This window comes from Pseudomonas sp. TH15 (genome assembly GCF_016651105.1).
Lineage (GTDB): Bacteria > Pseudomonadota > Gammaproteobacteria > Pseudomonadales > Pseudomonadaceae > Aquipseudomonas.
This window is the reverse complement of record NZ_JAEKEL010000002.1, coordinates 787,261-803,240: the sequence shown is the minus strand read 5'-3', so window position 1 is coordinate 803,240 and position 15,980 is coordinate 787,261. Positions and strand designations below refer to the sequence as shown.

16 protein-coding genes and 1 pseudogene are annotated in these 15,980 nt (G+C 59.4%); 8 read left to right on the top strand and 9 right to left on the bottom strand.

Annotated elements, in window-relative coordinates; all coding sequences use genetic code 11:
- Positions 1 to 3: 3 nt before the first annotated feature.
- The 4 genes from JFT87_RS27485 (at position 4) to JFT87_RS27470 (ending at position 2,750) form a co-directional block, all read left to right on the top strand.
- Positions 4 to 630, top strand: coding sequence for a cytochrome o ubiquinol oxidase subunit III (locus JFT87_RS27485; RefSeq protein WP_054613570.1), 627 nt, complete (start codon positions 4 to 6; stop codon positions 628 to 630).
- Positions 630 to 992 carry a cytochrome o ubiquinol oxidase subunit IV gene (gene cyoD, locus JFT87_RS27480; protein ID WP_201206506.1) on the top strand — a complete coding sequence of 121 codons (363 nt, stop codon included), beginning with the start codon at positions 630 to 632 and terminating at the stop codon, positions 990 to 992. The genes JFT87_RS27485 and cyoD overlap by 1 nt, the downstream gene beginning before the upstream one ends.
- Positions 993 to 1,003: 11 nt before the next feature.
- Complete coding sequence (gene cyoE, locus JFT87_RS27475; RefSeq protein WP_123410182.1) at positions 1,004 to 1,891, top strand: heme o synthase; 888 nt, start codon at positions 1,004 to 1,006, stop codon at positions 1,889 to 1,891.
- A 367-nt stretch (positions 1,892 to 2,258) separates the two neighbouring features.
- A complete protein-coding gene (locus tag JFT87_RS27470) occupies positions 2,259 to 2,750 on the top strand; it encodes a RidA family protein (RefSeq protein ID WP_201206504.1) in 492 nt (163 codons plus the stop codon).
- A 69-nt stretch (positions 2,751 to 2,819) separates the two neighbouring features.
- Here JFT87_RS27470 and JFT87_RS27465 read toward each other — a convergent pair whose 3' ends face one another.
- The 3 genes from JFT87_RS27465 to JFT87_RS27455 form a co-directional block, all read right to left on the bottom strand.
- Complete coding sequence (locus JFT87_RS27465) at positions 2,820 to 3,524, bottom strand: hypothetical protein (RefSeq protein WP_201206503.1); 705 nt, start codon at positions 3,522 to 3,524, stop codon at positions 2,820 to 2,822.
- Between the two features lie 119 nt (positions 3,525 to 3,643).
- On the bottom strand, positions 3,644 to 5,161 hold the full coding sequence (locus JFT87_RS27460) for a sensor histidine kinase (RefSeq protein WP_201206501.1): 1,518 nt from the start codon (positions 5,159 to 5,161) through the stop codon (positions 3,644 to 3,646).
- Positions 5,158 to 5,874: a response regulator transcription factor gene (locus JFT87_RS27455; RefSeq protein ID WP_201206499.1), complete on the bottom strand. Its 717-nt coding sequence runs from the start codon at positions 5,872 to 5,874 to the stop codon at positions 5,158 to 5,160. Before JFT87_RS27455 ends, JFT87_RS27460 begins: the two co-directional genes overlap by 4 nt.
- Before the next feature lie 151 nt (positions 5,875 to 6,025).
- Between JFT87_RS27455 and msrB the strand changes: the two genes are divergently transcribed.
- Genes msrB through msrA form a run of 3 tightly spaced genes read left to right on the top strand, consistent with a single transcriptional unit; the run spans position 6,026 to position 9,109 of the window.
- Complete coding sequence (gene msrB / locus JFT87_RS27450) at positions 6,026 to 6,544, top strand: peptide-methionine (R)-S-oxide reductase MsrB (RefSeq protein ID WP_201206497.1); 519 nt, start codon at positions 6,026 to 6,028, stop codon at positions 6,542 to 6,544.
- Between the two features lie 42 nt (positions 6,545 to 6,586).
- Positions 6,587 to 8,395 (top strand): cytochrome c biogenesis protein DipZ, encoded by a 1,809-nt coding sequence (locus tag JFT87_RS27445; RefSeq protein ID WP_201206495.1) that lies wholly within the window; start codon positions 6,587 to 6,589, stop codon positions 8,393 to 8,395.
- A 15-nt stretch (positions 8,396 to 8,410) separates the two neighbouring features.
- The gene (gene msrA, locus JFT87_RS27440) at positions 8,411 to 9,109 is read left to right on the top strand and encodes a peptide-methionine (S)-S-oxide reductase MsrA (RefSeq protein WP_201206493.1); all 699 of its coding nucleotides are present in this window, start codon (positions 8,411 to 8,413) and stop codon (positions 9,107 to 9,109) included.
- 1 nt (position 9,110) lies between these two features.
- On the opposite strand, the pseudogene JFT87_RS27435 reads toward msrA, so the two are convergent.
- From JFT87_RS27435 to JFT87_RS27425, 3 genes and pseudogenes are all read right to left on the bottom strand, one after another.
- Positions 9,111 to 9,625 (bottom strand): annotated as a pseudogene (locus JFT87_RS27435) (DUF6622 family protein).
- Between the two features lie 61 nt (positions 9,626 to 9,686).
- Positions 9,687 to 10,091: a GNAT family N-acetyltransferase gene (locus JFT87_RS27430; protein ID WP_201206491.1), complete on the bottom strand. Its 405-nt coding sequence runs from the start codon at positions 10,089 to 10,091 to the stop codon at positions 9,687 to 9,689.
- A gap of 53 nt (positions 10,092 to 10,144) precedes the next feature.
- The gene (locus tag JFT87_RS27425) at positions 10,145 to 11,050 is read right to left on the bottom strand and encodes a LysR family transcriptional regulator (RefSeq protein WP_201206489.1); all 906 of its coding nucleotides are present in this window, start codon (positions 11,048 to 11,050) and stop codon (positions 10,145 to 10,147) included.
- A 102-nt stretch (positions 11,051 to 11,152) separates the two neighbouring features.
- Between JFT87_RS27425 and JFT87_RS27420 the strand changes: the two genes are divergently transcribed.
- A complete protein-coding gene (locus JFT87_RS27420; RefSeq protein WP_201206487.1) occupies positions 11,153 to 12,328 on the top strand; it encodes an aspartate aminotransferase family protein in 1,176 nt (391 codons plus the stop codon).
- A gap of 122 nt (positions 12,329 to 12,450) precedes the next feature.
- On the opposite strand, the gene JFT87_RS27415 is transcribed toward JFT87_RS27420, so the two are convergent.
- The 3 genes from JFT87_RS27415 to JFT87_RS27405 form a co-directional block, all read right to left on the bottom strand.
- Positions 12,451 to 14,361, bottom strand: coding sequence for an alkaline phosphatase D family protein (locus JFT87_RS27415; protein ID WP_201206485.1), 1,911 nt, complete (start codon positions 14,359 to 14,361; stop codon positions 12,451 to 12,453).
- A gap of 72 nt (positions 14,362 to 14,433) precedes the next feature.
- The gene (locus tag JFT87_RS27410) at positions 14,434 to 15,228 is read right to left on the bottom strand and encodes a hypothetical protein (RefSeq protein WP_242487351.1); all 795 of its coding nucleotides are present in this window, start codon (positions 15,226 to 15,228) and stop codon (positions 14,434 to 14,436) included.
- A 206-nt stretch (positions 15,229 to 15,434) separates the two neighbouring features.
- Positions 15,435 to 15,764 (bottom strand): hypothetical protein, encoded by a 330-nt coding sequence (locus JFT87_RS27405; protein WP_201206483.1) that lies wholly within the window; start codon positions 15,762 to 15,764, stop codon positions 15,435 to 15,437.
- Positions 15,765 to 15,980: the final 216 nt, after the last annotated feature.

Sequence of the window (15,980 nt, the reverse complement as noted above, 5' to 3'; positions counted from 1 at the left end):
ACCATGTCGAACTTAGTGACCAATGCTGGACACACCCATGTCGATGAACATGGGCACGATGACCATCACCACGACTCGGGCGAGATGACCGTATTCGGTTTCTGGCTCTACCTGATGACCGACTGCATTTTGTTTGCGTCGATCTTCGCGGTGTACGCGGTACTGGTTAACAACGTAGCGGGTGGCCCGTCGGGCCACGACATCTTCGAACTGCCATACGTGCTGGGCGAAACCGCCTGCCTGTTGCTCAGCTCGATCACCTACGGCTTCGCCATGCTGGCGTTGTTCAAGGGCAACAAGAAGGCAGTGTTGGGCTGGTTGGCCATCACCTTCCTGTTCGGCCTGGGCTTCATCGGCATGGAGATCAACGAGTTCCACAAGCTGATCTCCGAAGGCTTCGGCCCTAGCCGCAGCGGCTTCCTGTCCGGGTTCTTCACCCTGGTCGGCACCCACGGTCTGCACGTGACCAGCGGTCTGATCTGGATGGCGATCATGATGTATCAGGTCAACAAGCACGGCCTGACGTCGACCAACAAGACCCGCCTGAGCTGCCTGAGCCTGTTCTGGCACTTCCTGGACGTGGTGTGGATCTGCGTATTCACCGTTGTTTACCTGATGGGGACCCTGTAATGGCTAATGCAGCTCACTCAAATCATGGCCACGATGCCCACGGCCACGACAGCCACGACGATAGCCATGGCAGCGTAAAGTCCTACGCCATCGGCTTCATCCTGTCGGTAATCCTGACGATCATTCCGTTCGGCCTGGTGATGTACCCATCGCTGCCGAAAGTCTGGACGCTGTGGATCGTACTGGCCTTCGCAGTGATCCAGGTGCTGGTTCACCTGGTGTACTTCCTCCACCTGGACCGCTCTGCCGCCCAGCGTAACAACGTGATTGCGTTTGTGTTCGCTGCGATGGTGATCGTCCTGCTGGTTGGCTTGTCGCTGTGGATCATGTTCAGCATCCACACCGTCATGATGGCGCACTGAGGAAAGTCCGGATGTCCTTTAAGCACTTTATCCAAATCACCAAACCGGGGATCATTTTCGGTAACGTGCTTTCTGTGGCAGGCGGGTTTTTCCTGGCCTCGAAAGGGCATGTCGATCTGGCCATATTCCTGGCCGCCATGATCGGCACGTCCCTGGTGGTGGCTTCCGGTTGCGTGTTCAACAACTGCATCGACCGCGACATCGACCTGAAGATGGAACGCACCAAGAACCGGGTGCTGGTCCAGGGCTTGATCTCCCTGAAACTGGCCCTGATCTACGCGACCGTCCTGGGCATCGCCGGCGTTGCACTGTTGTACAAGGTGGCCAACCCGTTGGCCGCGCTGTTCGCCGTGATCGGTTTTGTCATCTACGTCGGCTTCTACAGCCTGTACCTCAAGCGCAAGTCGGTTCACGGCACGCTGGTGGGCAGTCTGTCGGGCGCCATGCCGCCGGTGATTGGTTACGTTGCCGTGACCAACAGCTTCGACATGGCTGCGCTGACCCTGCTGGTGATGTTCAGCCTGTGGCAGATGCCGCATTCCTACGCCATCGCAATCTTCCGCTTCAACGATTACCTGGCCGCATCGATTCCGGTGCTGCCAGTGAAGCGCGGGATCCAGGTCGCCAAGAAGCACATCCTGCTCTACATCCTGGCATTCCTGGTCGCGACCTTGATGCTGACCTTCAGCGGCTACGCCGGCATGAGCTACCTCGCCGTCGCCGCGGCCATGGGCATGTACTGGTTGTACATGGCCTGGACCGGTTACAAGGCAGTGGATGACACGGTCTGGGCACGCAAGCTGTTCGTGTTCTCGATCTTCACCATTACCGCGCTGAGCGTGATGATGTCGCTGGACTTCAAAGTGCCGAGTGAGCTGTTGCTGACTTATGCGCCTTAAGGTTTAGCCGCTGTACGAAAAGCCCCGCCCTTCGAGAGAAGGAGCGGGGTTTTTTATTGCTCGTCATAAATTCCCCTCACCCCAACCCTCTCCCGAGGGAGAGGGAGTCGACCGAGTTATCACGAGGCCTCTATTGACCTGAAACATCTTGGCGGTTATGGATTCGCTGAAGCGCTTTCAGGTCGGTGTAACTCGTCAATATTCCGCGATCAGTCCCCTCTACCTCTGGGAGAGGGTTAGGGTGAGGGGAAGGGTTGCGACTAAGGTTCAAAACCCCTAGATTTGGATCCAACCAATTCAGTGACAGCGCCAAGCCTTTTACAGGTGCTCAACTGTTCTTCACGCATCGATAAAGAGGCTGGGCGAAATGACTGAGAGGATGACCTGCGACGAACGCTTCATTGCCCTGGCCCAGGATCTGAACTATGACATCTATGGTGAGAACACGGCCGGCGGCAATTACGCGCCGCTGATCCGTCATCACGATGAGTTGTACATCAGCGGCATGGTGCCGCGTACTCACGGCAAGATTCAGTATCCCGGACGCGTCGGACTGGAGCTGACCCTGAGGGATGCCCAGGCCGCCGCGAGCATCAGTGCGATGCGTTGTCTGGCGCTGATCGTCGATGCAGTCGGTTCTCTGGACAAGATCAAGGCGTTGCTGCGGGTCACCGTGTATGTGAAGTCGACGCCGGACTTTGTTGACCTGAGTGAAGTGGCCAACGGCGCATCGGACGTGTTCAGCCATGTGCTCGGCGATGCTGGCCGGCACACGCGTACCACCGTCGGTGTGTATCAGTTACCGAAGAATGCGGCGATTGAAGTCGACATGATTGCGGCATTGCACTCCGACGCATAACCCCCAGGCCGAAAACCAAAAAGCCCCACACTGAATCCCAGTGCGGGGCTTTTTCGTCAGCGCTGAAAATTACTGCGCGGCGATGCTGTAACCATCAAACGCGGTTTGCTGCTGCAGCGCAGTGATGATGTTTTTGCGGTTCACCGCTTGTTCGGTCCCGGCATTGTCCAGGAAGGTTTCGCTTTCCAGTTCCGCTTCCTCACCTTCGCCAACAAAGGTAAAACCGAGGAATTCCAGGGCCTCACGGTCAACGTTCAGGCGCGAGCGCGGGGTGCGCACCGGCAGGGTGACGTTCACGCCATCCTTGCTGATGGTGAACACTTCGACTTCTTTCTTGGCCCGAGCGGTCTTGCTCTTGCCGCTGCTCGGGTTGCTGATGGCTTGATGCGTCTGGTTCAGCACCGTCAGTGCCAAGCCGTAGACGATTTCCTGAAACGCCGGGTCGTCCTTGAAACTGGACAGAATGCGGCTGATCGGGAATTTGCTGCTCAGGTCTTCCAGGGCTGCAATGTCGGAAGCCTCGGCATCCTTGAGTTGCTTGAGTTCGCCCATCAGTTCGTAGGCTTTATCGTCATCGAAGCTGTCGTGAGCCTGGCGAATCGCGGTGCGCAGTTCGCGGATCTGGTCGCTTTCGCGAGTGGACTGGAAAGCGTCCAGCACCATCTCACTGATGGTCTTGGCCTGTGGCACATGCTGTGAAAGATTGATGGAGTTTTCGTATTCCGCTTTGGACGACAAGGTGACTACGGATTCAGCGGTGTTGGAATCGGACATTGAAATTTCACTACTTCTTTTAACTTGAGTTGAGGCGAGAAAGCGCTAGGCCTTTTCAGGGGGCCTAATCTATTGGACCGAGGCGACGTTGTCACGGAGCAACGGGCCGGCGGTCTCAACTATTTCCCCGGCGAATTCAGATTCATCGAACGAACCACCCCTTGTTCGGCTGTTTGTTCGTCCACGGGCAACGTGAAGCGGAAGGTTGCGCCACGCCCAGGCACATCGATCAACTGGATATCGCGGCCATGCAGTTGCAGGATCCGATGCACGATCCGCAGCCCCAACCCACCATCGCGCCGTGCGCCGCCAATATTGAACGGCCGCAGGAACAGCCCTTCACGCAGTTCGGCGGCGATGCCGGGACCGGTATCGCTGATGGTCACCTCAACGAAAGAGCCTTGCGGCCGCAAGCTGAGTTCGATTTCACCGCCCTGTGGTGTATGGCGCAGGGCATTGTCGAACAGGTTGGTCAGCACCCGTTCGATCAGCCCCAGGTCAGCACAAGCGGCTGAAACGTTGGGGGCGAAGGTCGCCTTGAGTTCCACTTGGCGTGCTTCGGCGGTGAGTTCGAATTTCTGGAAGATGTCCTGCACCAGGTCGGTCATGGAGAAACGTTCCAGTATCGGCTGCACGAAACCGTGCTCCAGTCGTACCAGTTCCAGCAGCGATTGCGCCAGGCCACCGACCTTGCGGCTTTGATCGAGGGCGATGCCCAGATAACGGCGGCGGTCTGTGGGAGACAGCGTGGCATCCTTGAGCGACAGGGTTTCCAGATAGCCGTGCAGCGAGGCCAGCGGCGTGCGCAGGTCGTGGGAGATGTTCGCCACCAGTTCGCGGCGTTCCTGGTCCTGCCGGGTCAGCGAACGCCATTGCTCACTGAGGCGGGTTTGCATCTGCCGGAACGCGGCGTCGAGTACGGCAATCTCATCGTGGCTGGCAGCTTTTTCAACCGATGCTGGTGCGGACGGTGTGACCGGCACGCCGTCGATGTCGAACTGGCTGACGGTTTCGGTCAGGCGCCGCAAGGGCCGGGTAATCAGGGCAAAGGCTGTAAGGCCGGCAATCAGGCACAACAGCGCCACCAATCCGATGGACAGTAGGGCCGTGTTGAGCGCGGCGCTGGTTGCACCGCGTTCGGCGAAGCGGTCGTGTTCTTCACTCAGCAACACCACATACAGATAGCCCGCCGGTTTACCGTCGACCTGCAACGGTGCAGCGCTGAAGACCTTGCGGCCATCGATGCTGCGCGGGTCGTCACCGAGAATCGGCAGCGCATCGCCCTTGAGCAAACGCTGGATCGGCAGCAGATCGACTTGCTCGCGGCGTATCCGTCCTTCAGGCGCGGCGCTGCCGACAATCCGTCCCTGACTGTTCAGCAGATAAACCTCGACGCTCGGGTTGACCAGCATCAGTTGGCTGAACAGATCGCGCACGGCATTGGGCATCAGGCCTTTGCTGTCCATCAGCACGGTGTCGTGGGCGATGTGCTGGGCCAGGTCCCGGGACAACCCCTGCACCACTTCCAACTCATGCATCTGATTGGAGCGCACCTGCATCCATGCCGAGGTGCCGCAGCACACCAGCAGCAACACGGCGAACACCAGGGACAGGCGCTGTGTCAGGGTCAATCTCATGACGGGTCCTCGGGTGCCGCGAATTTATAACCACGTCCCCACACCGTGAGGATGCGCACCGGTTGTGCCGGGTCGGTTTCGATCTTGGCCCGCAGGCGATTGATGTGGGTGTTGACCGTGTGCTCATAGCCTTCGTGGCTGTAGCCCCACACGGCGTTGAGCAGGTCCATGCGCGAGAACACCTTGCCCGGTTGGCGGGCGAAGAAGTAAAGCAGGTCGAACTCCCGTGGCGTGAGGTCCAGGCGCCGGCCGTCGAGGGACACTTCGCGGGTGATCGGGTCGATGGACAGGCCATCGACGATCAGGCTGCCGGCGTCCATCTTCAGGTTGCGGGCCATGGCGTCGACCCGTCGCAGCAGTGCCTTGACCCGTGCCACCAGCTCCAGCATGGAAAACGGTTTGGCCAGGTAATCGTCAGCGCCCAGCTCCAGGCCCAGGATGCGGTGCAGTTCGCTGGAGCGCGCACTGGTAATGATGATCGGCGTATAGCGGGCCATGGCCCGGGCGCGGCGGCAGATTTCCAGGCCGTCGACGCCGGGCAGCATCAGGTCGAGGATCAGCGCGTCCCAGCTTCCTTGCTGCAACAGGCGCATGCCTTCATTGCCGTCGGCGCTATGCACCACCTCGAACTGCTCATCGCGAAGATGCAGGCAGATAAGGTCGGCGATGTGCAAATCGTCCTCGACCACCAGGACGCGTTTGGTCGGTTCCATGAAGCTCAATCCTTTGCTGCGAATGGGCACATTGTGCGGGTTTTCCTCAGGGGGAGTTATCACGAATTGTTTAACTTCCCGTGAGGATTTGGCGATCAACCCAAGCCTAGGCTGTGTTCCATGACAGGCACCTGGAATTTTGGAGACGGCCATGTTTTCACGCAGACAATTTCTTTTAACGAGCGGTGGGCTGGGGGCTGCAGCCCTGGTGATTGGTGTATTGCCAAAATTTGCGGCGAGCACCGCGCTGGTCAGTGATGCCAGCGCGGCTGAGGCTTTCGAGGTCACGCACACCGACAGCGAATGGCACGCCATCCTCAGCGCCGAACAGTACGAGATCCTGCGCGAAGAAGGTACCGAGCGGGCCTATACCAGTCCGTTGAACGATGAGCACCGCGCTGGCACATTCGCTTGCGCCGGGTGTGATCTGCCGGTGTTTTCATCCGAGACCAAGTTTGACAGCCGCACCGGTTGGCCGAGTTTCTGGAAGCCGTTGGACAAGGCCGTGGCCACGCGTCAGGACCGCTCCTTCGGCGTGGTGCGCGAAGAGGTCCATTGCCGGCGTTGTGGCGGTCATCTGGGCCATGTCTTCGACGATGGGCCAAAACCGACGGGGCTACGCTATTGCATGAATGGCCTGGCGATGACCTTTAAGCCACAGACCACTTGATCCACGGGCACTCCTTTCTCTCTCTTGATGCAGGTCGACACTATGTGGCTTTTGATTCTCTCTTATCTCGGTGGTGTGCTGACGATTGTCAGCCCGTGCATTCTGCCGGTATTGCCCTTCGTCTTCGCGCGTACCGGGCAGCCGTTTATGAAAAGCGGCTTGCCGCTGCTGGCGGGTATGGCCATGACCTTCGCGCTCGTCGCGTCGCTGGCGGCAGTGGGTGGTGGTTGGGTGGTGCAACTCAATCAGTACGGTCGCTGGGTCGCGTTGGTGTTCGTTGCGCTGTTCGGGCTGACGCTGTTGTTGCCACAACTGGCCGACCGCTTGACCCGGCCACTGGTGGCGGCGGGCAGTCGGTTGTCGGAAGTGGCGGGCGCCAATGCCCGGCCACGTCCCGGCGCTTCGTTCCTGATCGGTGTCGCCACGGGCCTGCTCTGGGCGCCTTGTGCCGGACCCATTTTGGGGTTGGTGCTGACCGGTGCCGCGCTGCAAGGGGCAAGTATCGGCACTACGTTGTTGCTGCTGGCTTACGCGGCGGGCGCCGCTACATCGCTGGCGGCGGCATTGCTGCTGGGCGGTAAGGTCTTTGCGCTGATGAAGCGTTCGATCGGCACCGGCGAGTGGATTCGTCGTGGCCTCGGCGCATTGATGTTGGCCGGTGTCGCGGCGATTGCGCTGGGGCTTGATACCGGGGTTCTCGCACGGTTATCGACGGCGTCTACCGGTGGTCTGGAACAGTCTCTGGTCGGCAGGCTTTCGGGTAAAACCGCCAACGCGAACGGCGCGATGATGGCGCAGATTCCGCCGGCAGATGACACGGCCAACGGCAACATGATGGCCGCTGGCGGTGCAATGAAAATGGCGGCCAAAGCTGCGGGCACATTACCGGTCGAGGGTCAGTTGCCGCCGCTGGACGGCGCCGTGCAATGGCTTAACTCGCCACCACTCACCGCCGAGGCGTTGAAGGGCAAAGTGGTGCTGGTGGATTTCTGGACCTACTCCTGCATCAACTGCCTGCGCACCCTGCCATATGTGAAGGCCTGGGCCGAGAAGTACCGCGATCAGGGGCTGGTGGTGATTGGCGTCCATGCGCCGGAGTTTGCCTTCGAACGTAATGTCGGCAACGTCACCAAAGCCATGAAGGACCTGGGTATCAACTACCCGGTGGCCATCGATAACGATTTCAAGATCTGGCGTGCGTTCAACAACGAGTACTGGCCGGCGCACTATTTTGCCGACGCTCAGGGGCGCATTCGTTATCACCACTTTGGCGAAGGCGAGTACGCCGAGTCGGAGCGGGTGATCCAGCAATTGCTCAAGGAAGCCGGGGCGACGAAGGTCGCGGACGGGCTGATCAATGCCAGTGCCGAGGGGGTTGAGCTCGCGCCGCAGATGAACGAAGTCAAGTCCCCGGAAACCTATGTCGGCTATCAGCGGGCGGAGAATTTCGTACCTGAAGCGAGCCTCGCGGCGGACAAGGTAGCGATGTACAACCCGCCGGCCCAACTGGCCCTCAACAACTGGAGCCTGGGCGGCCAATGGAATGTCGGGTCGGAGCGAGCCACTGCAAGTGCGCCGGCCAGTCGCATCGTCTACCGCTTCCATGCTCGGGATCTGCATCTGGTCTTGGGGCCAGGATCAGATGGCAAGCCAGTGCGCTTCAAAGTGCTGATCGACGGCAAGGCCCCGGGTGAGGCTCACGGTACTGACGTGGCGCCCGATGGCAGCGGCAGTGTGACCGAACAACGCTTGTATCAGCTGGTGCGTCAGTCCGGCGATGTCACGGACCGCACCTTCAGCATCGAGTTTCTCGATCCGGGCGTCTCGGCGTATGCCTTCACGTTCGGCTAATCAGGAATTATTGAAATGAAAATTACATGGCGTCGTATGTTGTTGGGAGTGGCGGTTGCAGGCGTGATAGGCCAGGTTTCAGCGTTCTCCCTGGGCGGTGAAGACGCGGTGGTCATTCCACCGCCAACCCTTGATGAAGTCACTCAGGCACGCAGCGAAACGGCGGTGTTCGCCGGTGGCTGCTTCTGGGGTGTGCAGGGTGTTTTCCAACACGTCAAAGGCGTGCAGAAAGCCGTTTCGGGTTACGCCGGCGGCGCGGCCAATACGGCAGAGTATGAGCGGGTCAGCGAAGGCGATACCGGCCATGCCGAGTCGGTGCAAGTCACCTTCGATCCGGCTCAGGTCAGCTACGGCAGCCTGCTGCAGATCTACTTCTCGGTGGCCCACAACCCCACTGAACTCAACCGCCAAGGGCCGGACAGCGGCACGCAATATCGCTCGGCGCTGTTCCCGGTCAACGCCGATCAGCAGAAGGTTGCGCAGGCCTACATCACGCAACTCGATGCGGCGCATGCCTTCAATAAACCCATCGTCACGAAACTGGAAAGCTACAACGGCTTCTACCCGGCGGAGGACTATCACCAGGATTTCCTGACGGAGCACCCAAGTTATCCCTACATCGTGATCAACGACATGCCGAAGGTGGCGAATCTGAAGCAGGTGTTTGCTCAGCGCTATCAGGAGAAACCGGTGTTGGTGAAAAGTGGCTCCTGACTCATTGGCTGCCCAATGGCGGGCGTTGAGCCTGAAGGGTGCGCAGCAAGCGGTAATATTTCAGTGAGCGAGCGCTGATCAGACCAGTGATAAAGCCCGATGCGACGGCTTTGAACAACACCATATCCGGGGCGGCAGCCCGCTCCGGGTGCACGTCATCCTGATAGCCGAAATAGTAATTCACGGCAAAAAAAGCAGCAGCAGTATCAGCGCTTTCCAGGTGCCCGGCACGATCAACCCGGTTTCCGGATCATCAAGATTGACCCCCTTGTTCGGGAAAATCAGCCATGCCGACAGGGTGCCCAGTAACAAAGCAATGAGCCAGCCGCCCAGGGTCAAGCCTGGATCATCCGTCAGGTTCAATGACATCAGCGACCAGACCAATAACACCAGCGGGGTCGATAACAGCGCAAATCGGCTTTCGTTTTGCGGTTTGCGGGCCTTGAGACCGAAATACAGCAGAACCAGAAAAACGACATAAACCCACAGGGGGGTATTTTGTAGAGTGACAAGCATCGCACAGCGTCCGTGCTGGAAAGAGGAACCGGATCATAGCGGTTGCCAGGGTGGACGCCGCTTATTTTAATCGCGGCCGTTCCATTGCAATCACCGATGTCTCAAACCCCAGGCTGGCAAAAAAGGCCTCGGCACCTTCCCGTCCGGCGCGCAGTACCCAGGTGATGTCGGGGTTGTCGCCCATCACATGCTCAACCAGCTGGCGGCCAATGCCTTCGCGCCGGTACTGGCCGTCGACCACGACCATCGACAGGTAGCCGTTGGACAAACCATCGCAGATACCCCGGGCGAAGCCGACGATCCGGGCGTCGCGCAGGGCAACCGCCGTGCGTTGAGAGTTGTTGATCAGTTGCGTGAAATGTTCGCTGGATCCGGTGCGGTGCCCCCAGCCATGTTGTCCGAGGAACAGCCGTACCGACTCCACCTCGTCAGGCAACAGGTTGCGTACGGTCAGGTTGTTTTTCATCAATGGTTCGACTCCTTGTCAGCAGTTTTTCGAGATTAGTCCAGCGCTCGACGTCAGGATCTACCCCACATCTGCATGGCGAAGTCGACGAAGCTGCGCAGTTTTGGCAACCGGTAGCGATCCTGGGCGTAGACCAGATGCATTGGCCGGCTCGGCAGTTGGTAGTCCTGCATCAAGGCCACCAGTTTTCCGTCCTTCAGGTCTTGCTCCACCAGTGCGTCGGGGACCATCACGATGCCCATGCCGGTTCGCGCCGCTTGATGCAGGCCCGCCGAGCTGTTGATCAGCATCGGGCCGCTGACCGCCACAAGGACCTCGCCTTCGGGGCCGGTCAGTCGCCACTGTTTTTCCACCGAGTGCCAGTCATCTCCGGCCGGATAGGCAAAGGCCAGGCAGTCGTGGTGTTGCAGATCTTCGGGTTTTTGCGGTGTGCCCCGACGCGCGAGGTACTCCTTGGAGGCGCACATCGTCAGGGTGTAGTCGATGAGGGGGCGGGCAATCATGTTGGACGGCTCGATTGCGCCCAGGCGAATGGCTGCATCGAAGCCGTTCTCCAGCAGATCCGGGCGGCCGTTGGTGAGCACCACGTCGAGCTTGACCTGCGGGCAGCGCAAAGCGAATTCGCTGAGTGCGGGCGCGAGCCGCTCAGTGCCAAAGGTCAGCGGCGCGGTGATGCGCAGCGTGCCGCTCGGCTCGTCGAGGGTTTGTTCCGCCAGCCGTTCAGAGTCGGCCACCAGCCCCAGCACTTCGAGGCAGCGCTGATAATACGCAGTGCCAAACTCCGTCAAGCGCTGGCGCCGGGTCGTACGGTTGAGCAGACGCACGCCGAGACGTTGCTCCAGGGCGCGCAGGTGATTGCCAACCATGGTCGTGGACATTTCGCACTGCAATGCGGCGGCGGTCATGCTGCCGGTTTCCACCACGCGGACGTAAACGGTCATTGCCTGGAACAGATCCATTATCAAGCCCAGCTTTTAAATGATTGAAGTATTGCAGCGTTTATCCAGCTCAGGTGGCTAACCATACTGCAAAAACACCGACCATTGCTGGAGCTTGATGCCATGACCACCGCCTGCCTGATGACCACTTACCAACCGCTGGCCCTGAGTTTCATCAAAGGCCTGGGCACGCGCCTGTGGGATCAGGCCGGTCGCGAGTATCTGGACGCAGTGGCGGGCGTAGCGGTGACCAACGTTGGTCACTCTCATCCAAAAATCGTCTCGGCCATCAGCGAACAGGCCGGGTTGCTGTTGCACACCTCGAACCTTTACAGCATCGACTGGCAGCAGCGACTGGCGGAAAAACTGACTCGGCTATCGGGCATGGAGCGGGCGTTTTTCAATAACTCGGGTGCCGAAGCCAACGAGACGGCGCTGAAACTCGCACGGCTTTACGGCTGGCACAAAGGCATCGAGCAGCCGCTGGTGGTGGTCATGGAGAACGCCTTCCACGGCCGTACATTGGGTACGTTGTCGGCCAGCGATGGCCCGGCGGTACGCCTGGGTTTCAATGAACTGCCGGGGGATTTCGTCAAAGTGCCGTTCGGCGACCTCAACGCTTTGGACAAAGTGCAACAGGCCCACGGCCCAAGGATCGTGGCCATCCTGATGGAGCCGATCCAGGGCGAAAGCGGTGTGCAACTGGCGCCGCCCGGTTACCTCAAGGCTGTGCGCGAACTCTGCAATCGGCGCTCGTGGCTGTTGATGCTCGACGAAATCCAGACCGGCATCGGCCGCACCGGCCAATGGTTCGCGTTCCAACACGAAGGCATTGTCCCGGACGTCATGACCTTGGCCAAAGGCCTGGGTAACGGCGTACCCATTGGCGCCTGTCTTGCTCGGGGCCGAGCGGCGGACCTGTTCACCCCCGGCAGCCATGGCAGCACGTTCGGCGGTAACCCACTGGCCTGCCGGGTCGGTTGCACTGTGCTGGACATCATCGAAGAACAAGGTCTGTTAGAGAATGCCCGGTTGCAAGGCGAACGCCTGCTCGCCAGATTACGCGTCGAACTGGCCGATGACCCGAACGTCCTGGCGATCCGCGGCCAAGGCTTGATGATCGGCATCGAACTCGCCCAACCGATCCGCGACCTGACCCTGATCGCCGCACGGGATCATGGCCTGCTGATCAACGTGACCCGCGGCAAAACCATTCGCCTGCTGCCACCGCTGACGATTGATGAGCGGGAAGTGGAGATGATTGTTAGAGGTGTGGGACGGGCGGTGTCTGCGGACTGACGCGCAGCCGAAACCCCTGTAGGAGTGAGCCTGCTCGCGATAGCGGTGTATCAGGCGTTGTACGTTTTGAATGGCCTACCGTAATCGCGAGCAGGCTCGCTCTTACATTGGAAGGGTGCGCGTCAGTCCGGATAATCCGCCAGATCCGGCGCCAGCATCCGCGTTTTCTCCGCGCCATTCGAATTGTGCTGATAGATCTCCCGCGGCTGGCCTTTTTCATTAAACAGCACCTGGCCAATCCCCGCCGAGTTCCATAACCGCTCGCCCGCTTCAGCGTGTTCGGGTATGTGCGGGACGATGCGCATGCGTCGACGTTTGGTCAACCAGTTAAGCGGCGAACGCGGCGAGTAGAGCCAGCGGTTGAGGCGGTCGAACCATTCGAGCAGGGCTCGCGGGAATTCGTTTTTGATCCCGCTGCTGGTGATCTGCCAGATGCGCGGGCCGGCCTTGCGGTGTCGGATCAGGACTTCGTAGACGAAGGAATAATGCACATCACCCGACAGCACCACGTAGTTACCGGGTGTGCGCGAGTGTCGGAAAATGTTCAGGATGACCTGGGCCGCGCCGCGATGGGACATCCAGTTTTCGGCGTCTACCAGCAGAGGATAACCGCACCAACTGAACACTTTTTGTACGGTCTCGATCAGTTTGACGCCGAAGATCGGCGCTGGCGAAACGATGATTGCCGATGGGTGATCCAACAGGTCCTGTTGCAACTCGCTGAGGGCTTCCCAGTCCAGCAGACCCGAGGGTTGCTTGAGGTTCATCTCGCTGCGCCAGCGCCGAGTACGAGTATCCAGCACCACCAGGGCGGGAGTGGTCGGCAACACGTAATGCCAGTTCTGGAAGCTCAGCAATTCGTCGATCAGGTCATCCTGGATGGCGCTGTCGAGGTATTGGCTGGTGCTGCTCAACAGACGGGTTTTCTCTAACACGCCTGCGAACGCATCCGGATTGTTGCCCCAACCCTGGCACAACAGATAGGCGAGTAGCGCGTTCCCGATGATGCGCTTGGAGAACGGATGCCCGTAGGCCGTTTCCTCCCATTGCGCGGAAAGATTCCAGTCATCGGTGACATCGTGGTCATCGAAAATCATCAGGCACGGCAGGTGCGCCATCGCCCGGCCAACGCCGCACAGGCCAGCCTTGAAGGCGTCGATACGGGTCTGTTCAAGGGCATAACGTTCAAGTCTTTCGGCCGTCAGTGCTGGCGGCTTCGGATCGATCAACGTCCAGGGCGTCGGCGACCAGACCAGCAGGTACATGGCCATGACTTCAGCAAAGGTCACCAGGTGATTGTCGGCGCTGCTGCTGGTGAAAATCGGCTTACGGGCGCCGCCGAAAAATCGCTCGCGCAGGGTTTCGTTGCTCTCAAGCGCCGGTAACAAATCCGCACGATGGTAGTAACTGGCCGGGTGCTCGTAGAGCCTGGCGCTGTCGCTGACCACGGCGCCTTCGAGGTGTTCGTCGAACAACCCCAGCCGCTGGATCAAGGCATGAATGGCCCGCAGCATCGGCCCAGCGACGTCGTCGGCGTAGACCTGGTCGCCGCTCATCATCAACAGGGCCGGGCGCTCTGTCGCTACATGTTCAGCCGCCAACAGACGATCGACACACAGCAAACCGTCCGCCGCCGGGTGATGAGGCTTACGGCAGGAACCGTGCAGCAGTTGATCGATTGTTGAGCGCAACACGAAGTTTGGAGACGCGGCGTTACCGTACCGCAGATGAGGTGCCCAGTCGGCGATGCCCTTGTTATCAATCAACAGGTCGTAGTTGATCAGGGTGTCGCAGGGCAGGGCGCTTTGCAGGGTGACCTCAATGAGGTGAATGAATGCCCGACGGCCTACAGGAATGACCGTACATTGCTCGGCACCGAGAGGAATATCTCCTACATCGTGCAGGCGCAAAGTCAGTGACAGTTGGCGTGTACCCACCAGCCACAACACCAGTCGCGTCGGTTCCAGCCGTCGCAACAGCGGACCGGCCAAAACGGCTGGCAACGGGATCAGGTCATCAGGTGTTGGAGGCATTCGCAGGCAAAGCTCAAGGCGCACAGGCCGGCGATGATAGCGCAGCCGGCGCCTTTAACCCTTAAGCGAGACTTAAGATTGGCTCTTCTTCAACTTCAGATCGAGCAGTCGCCATTCGGCATTTTCGCCATTGCTGCCCGGTACTGGTTGCACTGAGCAGGTGTAGCGATAACTCACATCGTCGCCAAGCATGTTGCGGGCAGTGACGGTGTTGCTGATCGTATAGACCTGATCCTTGAAGCGCTGGCTTTTGTTGGTGACTTGCGGAGCAATCAGCGTCGCCGCCGGGAAGCGCATGGCACTGTGAATGAACGGTGCGCAGATCACCGCCGCCATCATGGATTTATCGGCATACGGATCTTTGCCGAGGGTTGCGCGCAGGGCAGCGAAGTCCTGGCCGAGCGCGTCTGCAACCTGCTTCTCGGATACCGTGTTGGTCAGGCGATTGCTGTAGTTGGGCAGGAGCGCGGACTCGGGTGGCGAAGGCTCATTCTGTGGTTTACCAGCAACGAATGCCGGAAAATTGTCCGGTGCAGGTGCAGGTGCAGGTGCAGGTGCAGGTGCAGGTGCAGGTGCAGGTGCCGGCGGCGCGACGGCGACCGGGGCCGGCGCAGGAACAGTCTCGGGCTCGGGTTCAGGCATCATCGCAGCAGGCGCGACCGCTTGAGTTGCCGTTTCTTGAACCTGCTTTTTTGCAGTTTTAAGCTCCGGTGCAAAGAGTGACAGCGTGATGGAAAACACCACCACGCCGACAATAAACCCCGCCCCGGCACCGAGAACGTTGCCGAAAAAAGATTCCAGTTGCCGCGGTTCTTCACCACCCAGCGCCACATTAAACCCCATGTCGCCAGAAATGCGAGTAGACACAGAAACGCCATTCGATCCTTTCCTTTACCTGCAAAAATCCTGAGACAGCGCGCATTGATGAGGCGCGCTGTAGACGGACGGCAAGATAACAAAATAGTAGCGTCGCGCCACTCACTTCATCGGTGTCAAACGGTGGAGAAGAGCGATGGGGGCGGGATTTTTCTTCAACCAGAGGATGGATAGATAAGGGCGCGCGGCGCGCTGAATTACAGAATGTCCTTCAGATAACCCTTGAGCGCGAGCAGCGGCTGATCAAGCTGCTCCAGCGACTGCGCCTGGCTGAAGTCCGCTGACAGCTTGTGCAACTCACGACCGAGCGGTTTCTCGACACCGCCCAAGGCGTCCAGCGCCAGTCCCAGGCATTCATTCACTTTTAACTGAATGGTCTCCACATCACGCCGGCGCACCAACAACTCGAAAATGTCCCGCTGGTAGTCACCCATGACCATGTCATCGCGCAGGATCGGGCTCAGGCCTTCTTCCTCGTAGGCGAGCTTGAGGGAGAAAAGGGCGACTGTTTCCAGAGAGGTTTCCATGGTGTGCCTTTAGCGATGCCCTTCAGTATGCGTGTCGAAAACGTGGATGCAGTCAGCGTGAGAGCGAGACGCGTGGGACTGTTTTCAGGAGCGCGTGATTATACGGCGAGAGATTCACAAGTGCAGCCCAAAGGCGAGGCGGGGCAAGCTGAAGCCACCCCGCACAATGACTGAACGGCCAACACGAACTTCCAGCGCGTGTATACGTTGCCGAAC

Excerpts from the sequence above, each read along its gene's own strand:
- msrA (WP_201206493.1), top strand. The coding sequence starts at position 8,411 with ATGAAAATTACATGGCGTCGTATGTTGTTGGGAGTGGCGGTTGCAGGC.
- msrB (WP_201206497.1), top strand. The coding sequence starts at position 6,026 with ATGTTTTCACGCAGACAATTTCTTTTAACGAGCGGTGGGCTGGGGGCT.
- JFT87_RS27455 (WP_201206499.1), bottom strand. The coding sequence starts at position 5,874 with ATGGAACCGACCAAACGCGTCCTGGTGGTCGAGGACGATTTGCACATC.
- JFT87_RS27485 (WP_054613570.1), top strand. The coding sequence starts at position 4 with ATGTCGAACTTAGTGACCAATGCTGGACACACCCATGTCGATGAACAT.
- JFT87_RS27405 (WP_201206483.1), bottom strand. The coding sequence starts at position 15,764 with ATGGAAACCTCTCTGGAAACAGTCGCCCTTTTCTCCCTCAAGCTCGCC.
- JFT87_RS27465 (WP_201206503.1), bottom strand. The coding sequence starts at position 3,524 with ATGTCCGATTCCAACACCGCTGAATCCGTAGTCACCTTGTCGTCCAAA.
- cyoE (WP_123410182.1), top strand. The coding sequence starts at position 1,004 with ATGTCCTTTAAGCACTTTATCCAAATCACCAAACCGGGGATCATTTTC.
- JFT87_RS27425 (WP_201206489.1), bottom strand. The coding sequence starts at position 11,050 with ATGGATCTGTTCCAGGCAATGACCGTTTACGTCCGCGTGGTGGAAACC.
- JFT87_RS27460 (WP_201206501.1), bottom strand. The coding sequence starts at position 5,161 with ATGAGATTGACCCTGACACAGCGCCTGTCCCTGGTGTTCGCCGTGTTG.
- JFT87_RS27470 (WP_201206504.1), top strand. The coding sequence starts at position 2,259 with ATGACTGAGAGGATGACCTGCGACGAACGCTTCATTGCCCTGGCCCAG.
- JFT87_RS27420 (WP_201206487.1), top strand. The coding sequence starts at position 11,153 with ATGACCACCGCCTGCCTGATGACCACTTACCAACCGCTGGCCCTGAGT.
- JFT87_RS27430 (WP_201206491.1), bottom strand. The coding sequence starts at position 10,091 with ATGAAAAACAACCTGACCGTACGCAACCTGTTGCCTGACGAGGTGGAG.
- JFT87_RS27415 (WP_201206485.1), bottom strand. The coding sequence starts at position 14,361 with ATGCCTCCAACACCTGATGACCTGATCCCGTTGCCAGCCGTTTTGGCC.
- cyoD (WP_201206506.1), top strand. The coding sequence starts at position 630 with ATGGCTAATGCAGCTCACTCAAATCATGGCCACGATGCCCACGGCCAC.
- JFT87_RS27445 (WP_201206495.1), top strand. The coding sequence starts at position 6,587 with ATGTGGCTTTTGATTCTCTCTTATCTCGGTGGTGTGCTGACGATTGTC.